Raw genomic sequence first — 13869 nt, forward strand, 5'->3', positions numbered from 1 at the left:
CGAGCAATGTGTCACATCCGCGCAGGCGGCATTTTTCTCGCAGTTTTGCTCTGCCTGCTCACCGTGCGCATGTCAGAGGCGCTAGCACAATCCTCGGCAAGTATTGAACAAAATTTCGCGAACTCGTTGACGACGGTGCCATCGGAGGGCCTCACCGCCTCCGGTGCATTCTACGTGCCGGTGTATTCCAGCGTGTCGATGAGCCAGGGCAAGCTCAGGGCCGATTTTTCGGTGACGCTCAGCGTGCACAACGCCTCCGAGACGAAGCCGCTGGTGCTGAAGCGGATCGCCTATTTCGACACATCAGGCAAGATGGTGGAGAGCTACCTTAAATCGCCGGTCGCGCTAAAACCGTTTGCGACCGTCGAGGTCGCGATCGCCACGACCGATACCCGCGGCGGCACCGGCGCGAATTTCGTGGTTGATTGGGCGGCCGCCGGCGAGATCGCGGAACCGGCGGTCGAGGCCTTGATGGTCGGCAGTGTCGGCGCAGGGCACTACGCCTTCATCAGCCAGGGCCGGCCGATCCGGCCGGTCGGCAAGAACTAACCTCATGGAAGGCCGCTTGCCGCGGCCTTCTCAACGATAACAACACGGAGCGAAACGTCCATGTCCACCTCAGCCCAGTTCGACTTTGCACCGCTGCTCGCGGCCGGCCTGCCTGCCCCGGCCGCACGCTGGACCGGGCTCGCCAAATACAGCTTCGTCGGCGGCAACAACGATCCCGACCAGGTCCCGGTCGACGGGCTGCTGGAGGCGGTCAACGCCGTGTTGAAGCGCGAGGGCAGGAATCTGGCGACCTACAATCTCGCGCACGGGCCGCAGGGCTATCTGCCGCTGCGCCAGTTCCTGACCGAGAAGCTGAAGCGCGACGCCGGGATTGCCTGCACGCCGGACGAGATCATGATCGTCTCCGGCTCGCTGCAGGCGCTCGATCTTGTCAATCACACCTTGCTCGCCAAGGGCGATACCGTGCTGATCGAGCAGGAAACCTATCAGGGCTCACTGAACCGGCTGACACGGCTCGGCGTCAATGCAGTCGGCATTCCCCTCGATGGCGAGGGCATCAGGATCGATGCGCTGGCTGCGGCACTCGCCGATCACAAGCGGCGCGGCATCACGCCGAAATACATCTACACCATCCCGACGGTGCAGAACCCGACCGGCTCGATCCTTCCCGAGAGCCGCCGCGCCGAGATGCTGAAGCTGTCAAGGGAATACGGCGTGCCGATCTTCGAGGACGATTGCTATGCCGATTTGATCTGGAACGGCGAACGGCCGCCCGCGATCTATGCGATGAGCAAGCATGGCGGCGTGATCCATATCGGCTCGTTCTCCAAATCGATCGCGCCTGCGCTGAGGGTCGGCTTCATCGTCGCGCCCTGGGGGATCATGTCGCGAATGCTGCCGCTGAAGACCGACGCCGGCTCCGGCGCACTGGAGCAGATGGTGCTCGCGGAATATTGCGCACCGCATTTTTCGACCCATGTGCCGCGCCTGACCAAGGGCCTGCGCGCCAAGCTCGATACGCTGATGGAGGCGCTAAACGAGCAGTTCGGCACTGCGGCCGAGTTCGAGGCGCCGAAGGGCGGCATCTTCCTCTGGGTCAAGCTGCCCGACAATGTCGACACGTTGAAGCTTTATCAGGCGGCGCTTGCCGCCGGCGTCTCGATCAATCCGGGACCGGAATGGTCGACCAGCAAGGCCCATTCCGGCAGCCGGCTCCGCCTCTGCTTTGCCAGCCCCTCGCACGAGCAGATCCGCGAGGGCGTTGCCGTGCTGGCCGAGGTGTGCCGCAAGGAGTTCGGCGTTCCGGCGCGCAGCAGCAATGTGGAGAAGCGCGGCTAGATCATGATGACTTTGCGCTGAAGCGAGTTGCGGACTCCGCTTCACCTCGTCCCGCGTGCGGGGAGAGGTCGGAACGCATCGTCAGATGCGTTCCGGGTGAGGGGGAGCCTCCGCAACCTCAGCTATCACCGAATACGCGGAGGCAGCCCCTCACCCCAACCCTCTCCCCGTAAGAACGGGGCGAGGGAGCGCAGCGCGCTTGCGGTCGCCATTCGATCTGATCATGCTCTATCGATCCGCGCGCCTACTTCACCGAAAATGGCGCCTGATAGGGCCGGCCGAACGGCACGCCGTTGACCACGGTCTGCACCGGCTTCAGCAGCAGATTGCCGTCGCGCTTGTTGTTGCGGGTGTCGACGAAGGAGACCGGGCCTTCGACGAGATCCATGATCGCGACATCGCCGGGCGCACCACGCTGCAGCGTGCCGACCTTCGGGGTCCGGTTGATGATCCGCGCCGGCACCGAGGTCGCCATCGCCACCACCTGATCCAGCGACGAGCCCATCGCCAGGAACTTGCTCATCACGTTCGGCAGGAACGGGATGCCGGGCGAGTTGCCCGAGAAGACGTGGATGTCGGAGGAGATCGTATCGGGCGTGCAACCGGCGGGGATCGCGACTTCGGCCACCGTGAAATCGAAGCTGCCGCCGCCATGGCCGACGTCGAACAGCACGCCGCGCTGCTTGGCCGCGAGCGCCGCCGGCAACAGCTTGCCCTCCTGGACGATATTGGTGAAAGCGCCGGACATGTTCGGCGCGCCGGAATAGGCATGGGTCAGGATATCGCCCGGCCGCAGCAGATCGAGGATGTCGGACATCAGTTCCCTGGTCTCGACGCCGCCGATATGCACCATCATCCGCGCCGGCCAGCCGCACATCTCGCAGGCCTGAATGCCGCGCTTCAGCGGCTCGAGGCCATGCTTGAAGATGACGTTTTCCGACATCCGCACCTTGACCCCGATCAGGAAGTCGGGGTTCTCGGCCAGCGCCATCGCGCAGGCTTCGACCTGGGCGTTGTCGATGTTGTAGAGCTCGGCCACCGGGAATGCCGACAGGCCATTATTGGCGATATGGACGAAAGCGTAGATCCGGGCCCGCGATTGCGCCACGATGAAGCGCCGCAGCGCCGCGAGGTTGTTGACGCCGGCGTCGCCCGCCGAGACCACCGTCGTCGTGCCCTGGAATTGCACCAGCTCATCGGCGGGAATACCGATCGCCGATCCGTACGGGTAGACGTGGCAGTGCAGATCGACCAGACCCGGCATCACGAGCTTGCCCGACGCGTCAATGGTCCTGGCGGCGCGAGCAGCCAGGATCTCGTCTTCGATCGCCTCGATGATGCCCCAGCGGATGCCGATGTCGCGCTTGCCGCGCAGCGACTGGCTGGGATCGATGACATCGCCGTTCTTGATCACGAGGTCGAACTTGTCGTCCGGCCCCATCGCCGCAGCGGCCGGCCTCGCGATGGCTGCGGCAGCGGCCGATCCCGTCACTTTCAAAAAATCCCGGCGTGAAAATTCGCTCATGGCAACGTCCCCCCGAACATTGATTTTTATGGCGCGATGATGCGTCGGACGCAGCGGTTAGGCAAGGCCGGGAAAGCCGCCCGTGCGCTCGCTCATCGGTTGTGCGCACCAACACGCGACGGCAGCAGCGTTCGAGGCAGTTGCTGAACAAGCGTTCAGAAAACTCCTCTGATTCCTGCGGAACGTTTCAATCTCCGTACGGTTTTCTCTTCGCTTATTTGAGGAGGATGAGATGAAAAAGATTGGCTTTGTTCTCGCGGCGGTTGGTGCGCTTGCGGTGGCCGTTCCGTCGATCGCGAGCGCCGAGACGGTCGTGATCAGACATGGCGGTCATCATCACTGGGACCGCGGCTGGGGCGCACGCGCCGAAATGCGCCATGACCGTGGCTGGCATCGCGGTTGGCATCATGGCTGGCATCACGGCCATGACCGGACGGTGATCATCAAGCGTCATCACTACTAAGGACCGACACAACGGAAAATGGCTCCTCACGGAGCCATTTTCTTTTCTGCTTCCTCAGGGCCAGCGGCCTCAATCCCACGCCGGCGCAAACCCCGGATTGACGCAGCGCATGTCCTTGGGCAGCGCCGCAATCGCCTTGCGGTCCGCGTCGTCGAGCTTGACCTTCAGTGCGTCGAGATTGGCCTTTTGGCTTTCGGCGCGCGAGGCTTTCGGAATGGTCGCCACGCCATCCTGATCGAGCAACCATTTCAGCGCCACCTGCGCCGCGGTCGCATCATGCTTGCTGCCGATTTTCGCCAGCGTCTCGTCGGTGGCGAAGCGGCCCTGGGCGAGCGGACAATAGGCCACCAGCGGGATCGATTTCGCGGCGAGATATTTGCGCACCGGCGTCTGGTCCAGCATCGCGTGATATTCGATCTGGTTGCAGGCGATCGGCGCTTTGATGTCCTCGACCACGGTCTTGAGCAGCGCGGTGGTGAAATTGGCAGCGCCGATCGCGCGGGTGCGGCCTTCCTCCTTCAGCTTCATCAGCGTCTCGAAGACGGCAGGCAGCTTCATGCTCCGCGACGGCCAGTGCACCAGATAGAGATCGACGTGATCGAGCCGCAGCTTCTTCAGGCTGGCGTCGAACGCTGTCCGGATCGCATCCGGCGCCAGGTTCTCGTGCCAGACCTTGGTGGTCACGTGCAGGTCATTGCGCGCGACATTCGAGGCAGCGATCGCCGCCCCGATCGCCTCTTCATTGCCGTACATCTCGGCGGTGTCGATATGCCGATAGCCGAGCCCAAGCGCGCTCTCGACCGCCGCGCGGCAGGTATCGCCCTGCATGCGGAAGGTGCCGAGCCCGAGCTGCGGCAGGCTGATGCCCTGTGTCTGCAGATTTTCCATGGATAGCTCCTGACGCGTGGGACGCCGATGCCATCGACGACGTCACGCCAGCAAATCGTTTCGTGGGAATGAAATTGGCAGGACTGCCGACACGCAGTCTGCCCGCAAACCGGGCCCTCGGGCAAGACGCCGGCAATCAAGATGTCGCGACGGATCAGAGACGGCGCTAGATGTGCTGCGCCATGATCTGGCCGGGCCGCGCGTCCGGCCGCGGCTCGATATCGACCGACCAGAGGTCGTGGTTGTCGACGTCCTTCAGCGTCACCGTCATCACGCCGGTCTTGCCGTCGATGTCGACGCGGCCGAAGAATTGCAGCCCGAAGCACGGCGCGAGATTGTCGCCCTGTTCGGCCGAACAGCCCTTCTGGTACATCGCCTTCGGGCCAAACGTGTTGTCGAGTTCGCCCGGCGACCAGGTGCCAGCATGCAGCGGACCGGAGACGAACTCCCAGAACGGCTCGAACTCCTGGAACACCGCGCGGTTCGGATCATAATGATGCGCGGCGGTGTAGTGCATGTCGGCGGTGAGCCACACCGTGTTGCGGACCCCGGCGCGCTTCATGAAGGACAACAGATCGGCGATCTCGTGCTCGCGCCGCGCGGGCGGGCCGTCGCCGAGCGCGACCGCATCGAGGCTGACGAGGCCGATCGGCAGATCCGCCGCGATCACCTTCCACGTCGCATCCGACGCCACCAGCTCGCGCTTCAGCCAGGCAAGCTGGCTCTGGCCGAGGATGCAGGCCTGCTCCGGATCGCCCTGCTTGTTCCAGCTGGAATCGCGATAGGAACGCATGTCGATGATGAAGACGTCGAGCAGCGGCCCGTAGGGAATCTTGCGATAGACGCGGCCATCGCGCTCCGGCATCAGCCGCATCGGCATGAATTCGTGGAAGGCGCGGCGTGCCCGTGCCACCAGGCGCGAGCTGCCGTCCGCCTCATAGCCGGTCGCATCGGTGGTGCCGAGCGGCGACCAGTCGTCGGCCACCTCGTGGTCGTCCCACTGCGCGAACATCGGCACCTCGGCGTGGAAGGCGCGGAAATTGTCGTCGAGCCAGTTGTATTTGTAGTTGCCGCGAAACTGATCGAGGCTTTGTGCGACGGCGGATTTCTCCTCGGTGACGATATTGCGCCAGATCTCACCGTTGGGGAGTTTCTGCTCCGACGGCACCGTGCAATCGGCGTAGATGTGATCGCCGGAATGGATGAAGAAGTCCGGTCGCTCGTCCAGCATGGTGCGGTAGCTGCGCAAGCCGCCGCGCGCGGGGTCGATGCCCCAGCCCTGCCCGACGACGTCGCCGGACCAGACGAACGAGACGGGACGCCGGTCGGCCGGCGCGGTTCGGAAATGGCCGACCCGGCTTTCGCCTGATGTGCCGTCGCGGTCCTCGAAGCGCACGCGATAGAACAGGTCCTGGCCCGGCGGCAGGCCGTCGAGCAGCAGCTTGGCGGTGAAGTCGCGCTCGGGCAGCGCATCGGCGGACGCGGTGCGCAGGATGCTGGCGAAGCTTTCGACCGCGGCGCATTCGATGTGCATCCGCGCGGCGCGATCGGCGCGCGCCCAGATCACAGCGGAATCGCTTGCCACGTCGCCGGACTGGATGCCCGCAATCGCGGGCCGATCCGCGGCGCGGCTCAGATACGGTCTTGCCAGCACGCCGAATCCCGCCAGCGCCGCGGTCGACGCCGAGCGCACCAGAAGCTGGCGCCGGGTGAGGCCACGCCGCCTCGCGGAGTTCGCAGTCGGCATCGAATAACCTTCGTCGAATCGCAACGAAGGTTTTGCCTGCGCTCCTTGACTCCGGCCTTACGGTTTCTTGACTCTCCGCCGACGGTTTTGCGACGGCGGGATGACTCGGGGGGAGATGGAAATCGGAAAAGTTTGGAATGCTAAGCACTCAGCCAAATCCGTCATCCTGAGGAGCGCGGAACGCGCGTCTCGAAGGATGAACGGCCCCCGTTCGTGGCCGATTCATCCTTCGAGACGGCCGCTTCGCGGCCTCCTCAGGATGACGGATTTGATATTGGTGCGAACGCGCGCGCAAGTCGGCGTGAGACAGCCGAGCCGCCTCACCGATGCCAGTTGCAGATGCCGCCGGTGCGGCACGGCCAGGTCTGGATCCGTGTGTCACGGGCCTCCGCATCGAGCGGGTTCGAGTGGCGGCGCGCGAGCTTGGCACGGGCGGGCACGCGCGCTTCCGCGCGCTTCTTCTCGTGCGGCGCGGTCACCCTGGTGGTCCGCACGGCTTTCTTCGGCGCGACTTTCGGCTCCTTGACCTGCGGCTCGACATTCGCATGCTGATCGGGGCCATGGTCGGTCTTCGCCTCGACCGGAACGGGCTCGAACTGCGCCGGCGGGCCAAGCGGCTTCGGCGACAACACTGCGCGTGAAAGATCGAGGCTGAAGAACTCGCTGGGGCGATATTCGTCAGCCAACGCCACGCCGCCCCAAGCCAGGCACGCGGTACAAACGATTGCAACAAAAGCGCTTTTCAGGACCATCAAACGGCCTCCTGAAATCACTCGAACAGACAGCCATCATGTAGGGGCTCGGCCGTGCGAATCCAGCCACCGCTTGCAGGCAGGGTTACCGGTCAACCAGGGCGGCCGTGGAAAGTTCCCCGGCCCCTATTCCGCCGCCTGCGCCAGCGGCTGGCTGATCGCGCGCTCGAGCCGCGCGCATTCGGTGCGGTAGCGGGCGACGTTGCCCTCCTTGATGTGGCCATAGCCGCGCACGAGCTCCGCAGCCTTCGCCAGCGCCACGAGGCGCGGCAAGTCGAGCGGCTTCCGGCCGTCGAGGTGACGCAGGATCATCGCCGAATATTCGACCGGCAGTGCGCGCTCCATCTTGCGCTCGGCGGTATAGCCGAAGATGTCGAAGGCGGTGCCGCGCAGGCCCTTCAGCCCCGCCAGCATGCCGAACGCCGTGAAAATCCACGGACCAAATTCACGCTTCTGCAGCCGCCCGGTGACGGGATCGCGTTGGGCCAGCAGCGGCGGCGCCAGCAAGACCTTCAAGCCGGAACTGCCTTGGAACTGCTCCCTCAAGGCCTTGCTGAACTCGCCGTCGGAATAGAGCCGCGCGACCTCGTATTCGTCCTTGTAGGCCATCAGCTTGAACAGGCCCTTTGCGAAGGCTTCGGTCAGGTCCTGCGAGCCAGGCGCGGCGGCCGCCTCGGCGGTGCGGACGCGCGCGACGTCGTCGAGATAGCGCTTGGCGTAGGCCGCATCCTGATAGTCGGTGAGGAATTTGGCGCGGAACGCGATCGCCTCGTCCAGCGTCTTCTTTGCCGGCGCGGCGCCGGCGCTCTTGAAGCGTGCGGCGCTGACCACGCGTTGCAGATCATGCGCGGCGAGCCGGCCCCACGAGAACGCGGTCTTGTTCATCTCGATCGCGGCGCCGTTGAGCTCGATCGCCTTCAGGATCGCTTCCAGCGACAGCGGGATCGCGCCGCGCTGGAACGCGAAGCCGAGCATGAAGGCGTTGGTGGCGATGCTGTCGCCCATCAGCGCCGTGGCAAGCCCGGTGGCATCGAGGATGTCGAGATCGCCAGGCGTCACCGCGCCGTTCAGCGCATCGCGCATCGAGCTGGCTTCGAAGTCGATATCGGGATCGATCACGAAGCTCGCGGTCGGCAAGAGATCGGCGTTGACCACGGCGCGGGTGACGCCGCGCTCGGCGCGGCTCAGCGCCGGCACGCTGGTGGCGACGACGAGGTCGCAGCCGAGAATCAGATTGGCGTTGCCCGGCGCGATGCGCACCGTGGTCAGCATGTCGGAGGCGGGCGCGAGCCGGACATGGCTCATGACCGCGCCGTTCTTCTGCGACAGGCCGGTGAAGTCGAGCGTCGAACAGGCGAGCCCCTCGACATGCGCGGCCATGCCGAGCAGCGCGCCGATGGTGATCACACCCGTGCCGCCGATGCCGGTGATCAGGATGTTGTAGGGATTGCTCAACGCGGCCACCGGCGGCGTCGGCAAATCGGCGAACAGTGCCTTGGGATCGGCGGCAGCGCGGTCCGCCTTGCGCAGCTTGGGGTCCTGCACCATCACGAAGCTCGGGCAGAAGCCCTCGATGCAGGAGAAATCCTTGTTGCAGTTCGACTGGTCGATGCGGCGCTTGCGGCCAAGCTCGGTCTCCAGCGGCTGCACCGAGACGCAGTTCGACGCCACCGAGCAGTCGCCGCAACCTTCGCAGACGCGCTCATTGATGAAGACGCGCTTGGCCGGATCGGGGAACAGCCCGCGCTTGCGGCGACGGCGCTTCTCGGCGGCACAGGTCTGGTCGTAGATCAGGACGGTGAGGCCCTCGATCTCGCGCAGGGTGCGCTGCACGGCATCGAGCTCGCGGCGATGATGGATGGTGGCACCCGACGGGAAATAATTGGCGGGATATTTGTCCGGATCGTCGGAGACGATCGCAAGCTTCTTGGTGCCCTCCGCCCAGACCTGGTGTGCGATCTGCGACACCGTAAAGCCGCCCTCGGCCGGCTGGCCGCCGGTCATCGCAACCGCATCGTTGTAGAGAATTTTGTAGGTGATGTTGACGCCGGCCGCGGCCGCCGCGCGCAGCGCCAGCAAGCCGGAATGGGTGTAGGTGCCGTCACCGAGATTCTGGAACACATGCTGTTCGCTGGTGAACGGCGCCTGCCCGATCCAGCTCACGCCCTCCGCGCCCATATGCGAGATGGTCTGGGTGTTGCGGTTCGGCACCGACAGCGCCATGCCGTGGCAGCCGATGCCGGCCATGGCGCGGCTGCCCTCGGGAATCTTGGTCGACGAGTTGTGCGGGCAGCCGGAGCAGAAATACGGCGTGCGCTGCAGCTTCGCGGTGCCCGTGCCCTCGGCGGGGCGATCGAACGCCTCGAGCTTTGCCAAACGCTGCTCCAGCAGCGGGCTGCGGTGACCAAGCTTGCGCAGCCGCGCCACCACGGCGGCGGCGACCATGGTCGGCGTCAGCTCGCCCTCGCTCGGCAGCAGCGGCGCGCCGCTCTCGTCGCGCTTGCCGACCACCGACGGACGCTTCGCGGCGTCCATGTTGTAGAGGATGCGGACCAGCTGGTCCTCGATGAAGCCGCGCTTCTCCTCGACGACCAGCACATCCTGCAGGCCCTCGGCGAAGGCGCGCGCGCCGCGCGCTTCGAGCGGCCAGGTCAGCGCCACCTTGTAAATGCGCAGCCCGAGCGCCTGCGCATCGGCATCGGTGATGCCAAGATCGGCGAGCGCCTGGCGCAGATCGAGATAGGCCTTGCCGGTCGCCATGATGCCGAGCCGCGCCGGCTTGGAATCCAGCACGATGCGGTCGAAGCGGTTGACGCGGGCGAAGGCCGCGACCGCCTCCATCTTGGGCCCGTGCAGCCGGCGCTCGGCGTCGAGCGGCGGATCCGGCCAGCGGATCGAGAGCCCGCCCAGTGGCATCTCGAAATCGTCGGGCATGATGATCTTGATGCGATCGGGATCGCTGACGATCGAGGCCGAGCTTTCCACCGTCTCTGAGATCGCCTTGAAGCCGACCCAGCAGCCGGAATAGCGCGACAGCGCGAAGCCGAGGATGCCGAGGTCGAGATAATCCTGCAGCGTCGCCGGATTGACCACCGGCATCAGCGCCGAGGCGAACACCTGCTCGCTCTGATGCGCCAGGGTGGAGGACTGGCAACCATGGTCGTCGCCAGCCAGCGCAATCACGCCGCCGTTCGGCGAGGTGCCGGCGGAATTGGCGTGCTTGAGCGCATCGAGCGAGCGGTCGACGCCTGGGCCCTTGCCGTACCAGATGCCGAACACGCCATCGACCTTGGCGCCGGGGAACATGCCGACCTGCTGGCTGCCCCACACCGCGGTCGCCGCCAGATCCTCGTTGAGGCCGGGGACGAAGGCGATGTCATGTTCCCTGAGGAAGGATTTCGCCCGCCACAGCGCGTGGTCGTACATGCCGAGCGGCGAGCCGCGGTAACCGGAGATGAAACCGGCGGTGTTCAGCCCCTGCGCGCGGTCGCGTTCGCGCTGCAACATGGGCAATCGGACCAGCGCCTGGGTACCGGAGAGGAAGATTCGTTTCGTGTCCAACCGGTACTTGTCGTCCAGTCCAACTTCCATCAACGCCATCAGTTTCCCCGTCAGTCAGCCACGCCGGTCCGGACCGGTCTAATTATCTTCCGAAATGATCATGCATCAGCATGCACTGATTTTGTTATGCATCAACAGCCCCGTTCCATGGCCGCAGCACATATCTCATGTTGCGCATGCGAGGCCTTGTTGCTCTGCGAGGCCTTGTCGTTCTGCGAGGCCTTGCCGAACCCCGGCATCTTTGAAACGGTGGCGCGCAAAGGGAGACCAAGGATGATTACAGTCGAATCCGCGTTCACGACGGAAATCGTGGAGAACGGCGATCTGCTGGTGGGTCCCTGGCGCAGCCCGAAGCAGATGCTGCAGGCCCAGACCTACGACTCCCACGCTTCGATTCACGACGATGCAACCGCGCAGAAGTTCGGCTTCCGCGGCGGCACGATCGAGGGACCGACCCATTTCAGCCAGTTCGCGCCGCTGTGCGAGCGGATCTGGGGCCGCGCCTGGTTCATGACCGGATGCCTCTCGGCGCATTACCGCAACCCGGTGTTCGAAGGCGAAGAGGTGCAGGCCCAGATCGAGAAGCCGAAGCCGGGCCAGACCGTTTGCACGATCGGGATGGTCAAGCGCGACGGCACCGAGATCCTGCGCGGCACCGCCTCGATCGACGGCGACGGCACCGAGACGGCGCTCAGCCGCCGGCTCGGCGAATTGAAACCGCTGACCGATCCCGTGATCCTCGCCGACATCAAGGTCGGCATGAAGACGCCGCGGCAGGCGATCAAGATGGATTTCGACCAGAACATGGGCGATCTCTATCCGTTTTCGCTGGCCGACAAGCTCAGGGTGATCACCGAGCCTTCGGACTATTATTCGCTGGAGCACAATCCCTGGGGCCGCGCCATCATCCCGATGGAGATGCTGAGCGTACTGTTCCAGTACCGCGCGCGCGAGGACCGGCTGCCGGTCCGCGGCCCCGCGGTCGGGCTGTTCGCCGACCAGGAGATCCGTCTTTTGCGCGGGCCGCTGTTCCCCGGCGAGACCTATTGGGTCGAGCGCGAGGTCGTGGCGCTTTCCGGCAGCAAGCGCACCGAGAGCATGTGGGTGCGCTCGACCGTGTTCGATGCCGACAACGCGGTGGTCGCAACGATGCTGCTCAACGGCGCCAGCATGAAGGACTCCTACGCCAACTACGAAAGCGAGCACAAAGCCCTCTACGGCTGAAACAACAGCCGCCTCTTCCGCAAGCCGCCGAAACAAGGACAACAACAATGGCCCGCCTGCCCTATCTCGAAGCCGATCAGGTCGCCCCCGAATATCGCGACATGCTCAAGCGCAACACCAATCTGCACAAGCTGCTGGTGAACTCGCCGGACATGGCGCGCGCCTTCAACGGCGTCGGCGGCTACATCCGCTTCAAGAGCAAGCTCGATCCCAGGTTGCGCGAACTCGCGATCCTGCAGGTCGGCTGGCTCGAGCAGTCGGAATACGAGTTCACCCACCATGTGAAGATCGGCAAGGAGTTCGGCGTCACCGACGAGGATATCCAGGGCCTGATCGCGGAGACCAAAGGCCAGCCGTCGAAGCTCGAGCCGCTGGCGAAAGCCATCCTCAAGGGCGCCCGCGAGATGGTGCGCGAGCTCGCGATGTCGGAGGCAACCTTCGCCGAGATCAAGCAACATCTCTCCGACGAGCACATGACCGACCTCGTGCTGACGATCGCGTTCTACTGCGCGGTTGTGCGCGTGCTCGCCACCATGCAGATCGACAACGAACCGCACTACAAGGAGGTACTGCAGCAGTACCCGCTACAGGGAGTGAAGTGAGATGCGCCTGCAAGATCGCGTCGCCATCGTCGTCGGTGCTGGCCAAAGCCCCGGCGAGGGCATCGGCAACGGCCGCGCCACCGCGCTGACCTTCGCGCGCGAAGGCGCCAGGGTGCTGTGCGTCGATCACAATCTGGCTTCGGCGCAGGAGACGGTCGACCTGATCGCGGCCAAGGGCGGCACTTCAGTCGCCTTCAAGGCCGACGTCACCAAAAATGCCGACATCGAGGCGATGGTGGCTGATGCACATGGCCGCTGGGGCAGCGTCGACATCCTGCACAACAATGTCGGCGTCAGCCTCTCCGGCGGCGACGCCGAACTGCTGGACATATCAGAGGAGGCGTTCGATCGCTGCGTGGCGATCAATCTGAAGAGCTGCATCCTCGCCGCCAAGCATGTGATCCCGATCATGCGCACGCAGCAGCGCGGCTCGATCATCAACATCTCGTCGATGGCCGCGATCACGACCTATCCCTACGTCGCCTACAAGGCGACCAAGTCGGCAATGATCGCCTTCACCGAACAGCTCGCCTACCAGAATGCGCAATATGGCATTCGCGCAAACGTGATCCTGCCGGGATTGATGAACACGCCTATGGCAGTGGACACGCGCGCTCGCGAATTCAAGAAGAGCCGCGCCGAGGTCGAGGCCGAGCGTGACAGCAAGGTGCCGCTGCGTCACAAGATGGGCACCGGCTGGGACGTCGCCAATGCCGCGCTGTTTCTCGCCTCCGATGAAGCAAACTTCGTGACCGGCGTCACGTTGCCGGTCGATGGCGGCGCAAGTGTGCGGCGCGGTTAATCGAGACGATTAACCTGTGTGACAATTTGGGATTAATCACTGTGACGAAATCACGCGTTGTTGCGCCGCAATGATTCGAAAAAATTGAAGTATTCCAATGACACGGCGATGTGACGACGCGTCCACATAAATCGAAATCCTGACTCGTTGTGGTCGCACGAAATTCATCTGCGCTCTGTATCTCGCACGCCAAGAACTTCTGGAGTGCCTGGACCGATGAGCGAAGAATTCGAACTCAGACCCGATCAGTGGGATGCGCTGAAAGCGTTGCGGGCTCCCGCAGCAAACCCTTCACGGCTGAACCGGTTCGCCGTCGAAAGCCTGATCACGCTCGGCTATGTCGCCGTGCGCGGCGATTCGTTTGAACTGACGCCCGCGGGCCGCAAGGTGCTGGTCCGCGGTTCGTCACTGCTGCTGCTCGATATCGCAGCCTGATTCCCTTCGAAGCTGACACGAA

General features: G+C 64.4%; 12 protein-coding genes. 7 read left to right on the plus strand and 5 right to left on the minus strand.

Translation table 11 applies throughout. The features are described 5' to 3' along the window. Positions 1 to 6: 6 nt before the first annotated feature. Positions 7 to 549 carry a DUF3124 domain-containing protein gene (locus QA635_RS30880; RefSeq protein WP_375162624.1) on the plus strand — a complete coding sequence of 181 codons (543 nt, stop codon included), beginning with the start codon at positions 7 to 9 and terminating at the stop codon, positions 547 to 549. 60 nt (positions 550 to 609) lie between these two features. After that, on the plus strand, positions 610 to 1848 hold the full coding sequence (locus QA635_RS30885; protein ID WP_283063360.1) for an aminotransferase-like domain-containing protein: 1239 nt from the start codon (positions 610 to 612) through the stop codon (positions 1846 to 1848). Between the two features lie 244 nt (positions 1849 to 2092). Here QA635_RS30885 and QA635_RS30890 read toward each other — a convergent pair whose 3' ends face one another. Then, entirely contained in the window at positions 2093 to 3373 is a 1281-nt protein-coding gene (locus QA635_RS30890; protein ID WP_283063362.1) for an amidohydrolase/deacetylase family metallohydrolase, read from the minus strand. 232 nt (positions 3374 to 3605) lie between these two features. On the opposite strand from QA635_RS30890, the gene QA635_RS30895 reads away from it, so the two are divergent. After that, entirely contained in the window at positions 3606 to 3836 is a 231-nt protein-coding gene (locus tag QA635_RS30895; protein WP_050387960.1) for a hypothetical protein, read from the plus strand. Between the two features lie 69 nt (positions 3837 to 3905). On the opposite strand, the gene QA635_RS30900 is transcribed toward QA635_RS30895, so the two are convergent. The 4 genes from QA635_RS30900 to QA635_RS30915 form a co-directional block, all read right to left on the minus strand. Then, positions 3906 to 4724 (minus strand): aldo/keto reductase, encoded by an 819-nt coding sequence (locus QA635_RS30900; protein WP_283063365.1) that lies wholly within the window; start codon positions 4722 to 4724, stop codon positions 3906 to 3908. Between the two features lie 166 nt (positions 4725 to 4890). Next, entirely contained in the window at positions 4891 to 6471 is a 1581-nt protein-coding gene (locus QA635_RS30905) for an alkaline phosphatase D family protein (protein WP_283063368.1), read from the minus strand. A gap of 320 nt (positions 6472 to 6791) precedes the next feature. Further along, positions 6792 to 7223: a hypothetical protein gene (locus QA635_RS30910; protein WP_283063370.1), complete on the minus strand. Its 432-nt coding sequence runs from the start codon at positions 7221 to 7223 to the stop codon at positions 6792 to 6794. A 126-nt stretch (positions 7224 to 7349) separates the two neighbouring features. After that, on the minus strand, positions 7350 to 10823 hold the full coding sequence (locus tag QA635_RS30915; RefSeq protein ID WP_283063371.1) for an indolepyruvate ferredoxin oxidoreductase family protein: 3474 nt from the start codon (positions 10821 to 10823) through the stop codon (positions 7350 to 7352). A 234-nt stretch (positions 10824 to 11057) separates the two neighbouring features. On the opposite strand from QA635_RS30915, the gene QA635_RS30920 reads away from it, so the two are divergent. From QA635_RS30920 to QA635_RS30935, 4 genes are all read left to right on the plus strand, one after another. Beyond that, complete coding sequence (locus QA635_RS30920; RefSeq protein ID WP_283063373.1) at positions 11058 to 12008, plus strand: hotdog family protein; 951 nt, start codon at positions 11058 to 11060, stop codon at positions 12006 to 12008. Positions 12009 to 12055: 47 nt separating this feature from the next. After that, positions 12056 to 12610, plus strand: a complete 555-nt coding sequence (locus QA635_RS30925; RefSeq protein ID WP_283063375.1) for a carboxymuconolactone decarboxylase family protein — start codon at positions 12056 to 12058, stop codon at positions 12608 to 12610. 1 nt (position 12611) lies between these two features. Continuing rightward, the gene (locus tag QA635_RS30930) at positions 12612 to 13412 is read left to right on the plus strand and encodes an SDR family NAD(P)-dependent oxidoreductase (RefSeq protein WP_283063377.1); all 801 of its coding nucleotides are present in this window, start codon (positions 12612 to 12614) and stop codon (positions 13410 to 13412) included. Between the two features lie 216 nt (positions 13413 to 13628). Continuing rightward, entirely contained in the window at positions 13629 to 13847 is a 219-nt protein-coding gene (locus tag QA635_RS30935) for a hypothetical protein (protein ID WP_028334528.1), read from the plus strand. Positions 13848 to 13869 lie beyond the last annotated feature (22 nt).

It is taken from the genome of Bradyrhizobium brasilense (genome assembly GCF_029714345.1).
In the GTDB taxonomy this organism is placed as follows: domain Bacteria; phylum Pseudomonadota; class Alphaproteobacteria; order Rhizobiales; family Xanthobacteraceae; genus Bradyrhizobium; species Bradyrhizobium australafricanum.

Excerpts from the sequence above, each read along its gene's own strand:
- QA635_RS30915 (WP_283063371.1), bottom strand. The coding sequence starts at position 10,823 with ATGGCGTTGATGGAAGTTGGACTGGACGACAAGTACCGGTTGGACACG.
- QA635_RS30925 (WP_283063375.1), top strand. The coding sequence starts at position 12,056 with ATGGCCCGCCTGCCCTATCTCGAAGCCGATCAGGTCGCCCCCGAATAT.
- QA635_RS30885 (WP_283063360.1), top strand. The coding sequence starts at position 610 with ATGTCCACCTCAGCCCAGTTCGACTTTGCACCGCTGCTCGCGGCCGGC.
- QA635_RS30890 (WP_283063362.1), bottom strand. The coding sequence starts at position 3,373 with ATGAGCGAATTTTCACGCCGGGATTTTTTGAAAGTGACGGGATCGGCC.
- QA635_RS30910 (WP_283063370.1), bottom strand. The coding sequence starts at position 7,223 with ATGGTCCTGAAAAGCGCTTTTGTTGCAATCGTTTGTACCGCGTGCCTG.
- QA635_RS30905 (WP_283063368.1), bottom strand. The coding sequence starts at position 6,471 with ATGCCGACTGCGAACTCCGCGAGGCGGCGTGGCCTCACCCGGCGCCAG.
- QA635_RS30920 (WP_283063373.1), top strand. The coding sequence starts at position 11,058 with ATGATTACAGTCGAATCCGCGTTCACGACGGAAATCGTGGAGAACGGC.
- QA635_RS30930 (WP_283063377.1), top strand. The coding sequence starts at position 12,612 with ATGCGCCTGCAAGATCGCGTCGCCATCGTCGTCGGTGCTGGCCAAAGC.
- QA635_RS30880 (WP_375162624.1), top strand. The coding sequence starts at position 7 with ATGTGTCACATCCGCGCAGGCGGCATTTTTCTCGCAGTTTTGCTCTGC.
- QA635_RS30895 (WP_050387960.1), top strand. The coding sequence starts at position 3,606 with ATGAAAAAGATTGGCTTTGTTCTCGCGGCGGTTGGTGCGCTTGCGGTG.
- QA635_RS30935 (WP_028334528.1), top strand. The coding sequence starts at position 13,629 with ATGAGCGAAGAATTCGAACTCAGACCCGATCAGTGGGATGCGCTGAAA.
- QA635_RS30900 (WP_283063365.1), bottom strand. The coding sequence starts at position 4,724 with ATGGAAAATCTGCAGACACAGGGCATCAGCCTGCCGCAGCTCGGGCTC.